This is a genomic window from Streptomyces sp. SID11385, from assembly GCF_010548245.1.
Lineage (GTDB): Bacteria > Actinomycetota > Actinomycetes > Streptomycetales > Streptomycetaceae > Streptomyces.
The window spans coordinates 1-3,671 of record NZ_JAAGLR010000080.1 but is presented as its reverse complement, the minus strand read 5'-3'; the positions used below and the strand labels follow the sequence as shown (position 1 = coordinate 3,671).

Genomic DNA, 3,671 nt, shown 5'->3' with positions numbered 1-3,671 from the left:
CGGCGCGGGCGTACGGGAACGGGCCGCGCCTGCGGACGGGGTGCCGCCGGGCCGCGTACCCGACGACCCGTACCGCCCCGGTAACCTAGGTGTCCGCCATTCAGCCCAACCGCCGGCCCCGCGAAAGGTCCACCGTGGAATCCGTGATCGTTGCCATTGACGGCCCCTCCGGGACGGGGAAGTCCAGCACATCGAAGGCGGTCGCCGCCAAGCTGGGGCTGAGCTACCTCGACACCGGTGCCCAGTACCGGGCGATCACGTGGTGGATGCTGCGCAACGGCGTGGACGTCGCGGACCCGGCCGCGATCGCCGCCGCGGCGGGCAAGCCCGAGATCGTCTCGGGCACCGACCCGGCCGCGCCCACGATCACCGTGGACGGCACGGACGTCGCCGCCCCGATCCGCACCCAGGAGGTCACCTCGAAGGTCAGCGCGGTCAGCGCCGTCCCCGAGGTGCGCCACGCGATCACCGAGTTGCAGCGCTCGATCGCCCGCGCCGCGCGCGAGGGCATCGTCGTCGAGGGCCGCGACATCGGGACGACGGTGCTGCCCGACGCCGACCTCAAGGTCTTCCTGACCGCCTCGCCCGAGGCGCGCGCCGCGCGCCGCAGCGGCGAGCTGAAGGGCAAGGAGGCGAGCGACCTCGCCGCGACCCGGCAGGCGCTCGTCGCGCGCGACGCCGCCGACTCGGGCCGCAAGACCTCGCCGCTCGCCAAGGCGGACGACGCCGTCGAGGTGGACACCACCGACCTGAGCCTGGAGCAGGTCATCGAGTGCGTCGTCACCCTCGTCGAGGAGAAGCGAGCCGGGCGGTGACCTCCGCACGGGGGACGGCGACGGGCGCCGGAGCGGCGCCCGACCGGGGCGCGGCGGTGGGCCGGGGCATCGGCATCGGGCTCATGAACGCGCTCTGGCGGCCCCGGGTGCTCGGCGCCTGGCGCGTACCGGCGAGCGGCCCGGTGATCCTCGCGGTCAACCACACGCACATGATCGACGGCCCGATGCTCATGGGCACCGCGCCCCGGCCCGTGCACTTCCTCATCAAGAAGGAAGCCTTCGTCGGGCCGCTCGACCCCTTCCTGCGGGGCATCGGGCAGCTCGCCGTGGACCGCTCCGGCACCGACCGCACCGCGATCACCGGGGCGCTCGACGTCCTCGCGGCCGGGCACGTCCTCGGGATCTTCCCCGAGGGCACGCGCGGCGAGGGCGACTTCGCGGCGCTGCGCGCGGGGCTCGCGTACTTCGCGGTCCGCAGCGGCGCCCCGGTCGTGCCCGTCGCCGTACTCGGCTCGACGGACCGGGCGGGCAGGCTCGTACGGAAGCTGCCCGCGCTGCGCAGCCGCGTGGACCTCGTCTTCGGCGAGCCGTTCACGGCCGGGGACGGCAGCGGACGCCGGACCCGGGCCGCGCTCGACGCGGCGACGACCGGCATCCAGGAGCGGCTGAGCGCGCACCTGGCGGAGGCCAGGCGGCTGACGGGGCGCTGAAAGCAGAGGCAGCGGGGGCGACACGGGGCGGCGGCGTCCCGGAACCGGCGGCCGCGGGGGAGCGGGCGCCGGGCGGGCGGTCCGCATCCGCTCCCGCGCTGAGCGACACTTGACCGGGGACCGAGAACGGTCCCCGACGACAGACGACAGAGGTACGCACTTCATGAACGACCACCACCCCTTCGAGGGCGAAGAGCACGGCGCGCTCGGGGACGCCGAGTACGAGCGGTTCATGGAGCTTGCGGCCGAGGAGGGCTTCGACGTCGAGGACGTCGAGGACGCCATCGGCGAGGCCGGGCACGGACCGCTGCCCCGGCTCGCCGTCGTCGGCCGCCCCAATGTCGGCAAGTCGACTCTCGTGAACCGCATCATCGGCCGCCGCGAGGCCGTTGTCGAGGACCGCCCGGGCGTCACGCGCGACCGCGTGACCTACGAGGCCGAGTGGGCCGGGCGCCGCTTCAAGCTGGTCGACACCGGCGGCTGGGAGCAGGACGTCCTCGGCATCGACGCCTCCGTCGCGGCGCAGGCCGAGTACGCGATCGAGGCGTCCGACGCGGTCGTCTTCGTCGTGGACGCGACCGTCGGCGCGACCGACACGGACGAGGCCGTCGTGCGGCTGCTGCGCAAGGCGGGCAAGCCCGTCGTGCTGTGCGCCAACAAGGTCGACGGGCCCTCGGGCGAGGCCGACGCGGCGATGCTGTGGTCCCTCGGCCTCGGCGAGCCGCACCCCGTCTCCGCCCTGCACGGGCGCGGTACGGGCGACATGCTCGACGCCGTGCTCGAAGCGCTGCCCGACGCGCCGAAAGAGACCTTCGGCGGCACCGGGATCGGCGGCCCGCGCCGCGTCGCCCTCATCGGGCGCCCGAACGTCGGCAAGTCCTCGCTGCTCAACAAGCTCGCGGGCGAGGACCGCGTCGTCGTCAACGAGCAGGCGGGCACGACCCGCGACCCGGTGGACGAACTGATCGAGCTGGGCGGCGTGACCTGGAAGTTCGTGGACACGGCGGGCATCCGCAAGCGCGTCCACCTCCAGCAGGGCGCCGACTACTACGCCTCGCTGCGCACGGCCGCCGCCGTCGAGAAGGCCGAGGTCGCCGTCGTCCTCATCGACGGGGCCGACTCCATCTCGGTGCAGGACCAGCGCATCCTCACGATGGCCGTCGACGCCGGCCGCGCGCTCGTCCTCGCCTACAACAAGTGGGACACGCTCGACGAGGAGCGCCGCTACTACCTGGAGCGCGAGATCGAGCGCGAACTCGGGCAGGTCGCCTGGGCCCCGCGCGTCAACATCTCGGCGCGCACCGGGCGGCACATGGAGAAGCTCGTGCCGGCGCTGGAGACGGCGCTCGCGGGCTGGGAGACGCGCGTGCCCACGGGCCGCCTCAACGCGTTCCTCGGCGAGCTGGTCGCCGCGCACCCGCACCCGGTGCGGGGCGGCAAGCAGCCGCGCATCCTCTTCGGCACGCAGGCGGGGACGAAGCCGCCGCGGTTCGTGCTCTTCGCCTCGGGGTTCATCGAGGCCGGGTACCGGCGCTTCATCGAGCGGCGGCTGCGCGAGGAGTTCGGGTTCGAGGGGACGCCGGTGCAGATCTCGGTGCGGGTGCGGGAGAAGCGCGGCCGCAAGAAGTGAGCTGAACCCCGGCGGGGGCGCGGGGCGGGTCCGGGTTGCACACGGGTCCGCCCCGTTCGGCGCTCTCGCGCGGACCGGGTGCGGCGCGGGACCGGCCCGGGTCAGGACTCCGTGCGCCTGGGAGCCGGGGGCAGGGCCGCCCGGGGATGCGGGGCGGGGCGCTGCCAGTCGGCGGGGGGCTGGGGGGCCGGGGCGGCCCAGCCGTAGCCCGTGTGGACCGAGGCGGCGGGCGGCGTGCGCGGGGACTGGTGGTGGAACAGGGGCAGGCCCAGTTCGTCCTCGCCGCCCCACTCACCGGGCACGGTGCGGAACAGGCGGCGGTACTCGGCGTGGAGCGCGTCGTAGATGGGGGTCGCGGAGAAGCCGGGACGGGGCTCCTGCGCGGGGCGCATCGCGGGGATGGCGCGGTGTCGGGGGGACTCGTAGGGGTGCACGTCCTGCCAACGACGAGGCCCGCGCGGGGATGCGGGCGAACCCCCCACCGGCTCAGCCGGGCGGGCGCGGAGCCGCTCCCCGCGCCCGCCCGCGCTCCCGTCCGCCCCAGGGGGACGCACG

Annotated in this window: 4 protein-coding genes; 3 read left to right on the top strand and 1 reads right to left on the bottom strand. The window is 75.1% G+C overall.

The features are described from left to right. The first annotated feature begins 134 nt into the window (after positions 1-134). The 3 genes from cmk to der all read left to right on the top strand — a co-directional run bounded on the left by cmk (position 135) and on the right by der (position 3,116). Positions 135-815, top strand: coding sequence for a (d)CMP kinase (cmk, locus tag G3I42_RS02925; protein ID WP_164282279.1), 681 nt, complete (start codon positions 135-137; stop codon positions 813-815). Then, on the top strand, positions 812-1,486 hold the full coding sequence (locus tag G3I42_RS02920; RefSeq protein WP_164282278.1) for a lysophospholipid acyltransferase family protein: 675 nt from the start codon (positions 812-814) through the stop codon (positions 1,484-1,486). The genes cmk and G3I42_RS02920 overlap by 4 nt, the downstream gene beginning before the upstream one ends. 163 nt (positions 1,487-1,649) lie before the next feature. Continuing rightward, positions 1,650-3,116, top strand: a complete 1,467-nt coding sequence (der, locus tag G3I42_RS02915) for a ribosome biogenesis GTPase Der (protein ID WP_164282277.1) — start codon at positions 1,650-1,652, stop codon at positions 3,114-3,116. Positions 3,117-3,217: 101 nt separating this feature from the next. Here the strand turns inward: der and G3I42_RS37330 are convergent. Then, the coding region (locus G3I42_RS37330; RefSeq protein WP_239096229.1) for a hypothetical protein at positions 3,218-3,671 on the bottom strand (454 nt) is incomplete at its 5' end.